Origin of the sequence: Acidisphaera sp. S103, from assembly GCF_009765975.1 — a bacterium.
Classification (GTDB): domain Bacteria; phylum Pseudomonadota; class Alphaproteobacteria; order Acetobacterales; family Acetobacteraceae; genus Rhodopila.
The window spans coordinates 85414-86250 of record NZ_LMUJ01000065.1 but is presented as its reverse complement, the minus strand read 5'-3'; the positions used below and the strand labels follow the sequence as shown (position 1 = coordinate 86250).

General features: G+C 62.5%; 1 protein-coding gene. It reads left to right on the top strand.

All coding sequences use genetic code 11. The features are described 5' to 3' along the window. On the top strand, positions 1-837 hold an 837-nt coding region (locus GSQ89_RS24240; protein ID WP_174254919.1), incomplete at both ends, for an IS630 family transposase.

Here is an 837-nt window from a genome sequence, read left to right as displayed (position 1 = left end):
TGTTGCGCGAAAAACCCCGCCGCTCGCGCATTCCGCCGCTCTCGGCGGATATCCAAGCGCGCGTGGTTACCGCCACGCAAACCTCCCCTCCTGGCGAGACCACGCATTGGACATCGGGCGCGATGGCCCGGCACATTGGCCTCAGCGTCAGTTCGGTGCAGCGGATATGGCGCAAACACGGTCTGCAGCCGCACCGCACACGCCTGTTCAAGCTGTCCAACGACCCGCAATTCGCCGAGAAGGTTATCGACATCGTCGGGCTTTACGTCGCTCCGCCCGAGCATGCCGTGGTCCTGTCGATCGACGAAAAGAGCCAAATTCAAGCACTTGACCGGACCCAGCCCGGCCTTCCCATGAAGAAAGGCCGCTGTGGCACCGTGACGCACGACTACAAGCGGAACGGTACGACCACGTTGTTCGCAGCCCTGAACGTGTTGGACGGGACGGTGATCGGGCGCTGCATGCAGCGCCACCGGCATGAGGAGTTCATCCGCTTCCTGAACGTCACCGAGGCCTCTGTTCCCACGGGCAAGGCCATCCACGCCATCGTCGACAACTACGCCACCCACAAGCACCCGAAGGTCAAGGAATGGCTGGAACGCCATCCACGCTGGACGTTCCACTTCACCCCCACATCCGCGTCGTGGCTGAATGCCGTCGAAGGGTATTTCGCCAAACTCACCAAGCGGCGACTGCAACGGGGGGTGTTCTGCTCCGTCGTGGAACTCCAGGCCGCCATCAATCGGTTCCTCGCCGAGACCAACGCCGACCCACGACCATTCCGGTGGACAAAGGATCCCGCCAAGATCATCGCCGCCGTCAAAAGAGGGCACCATG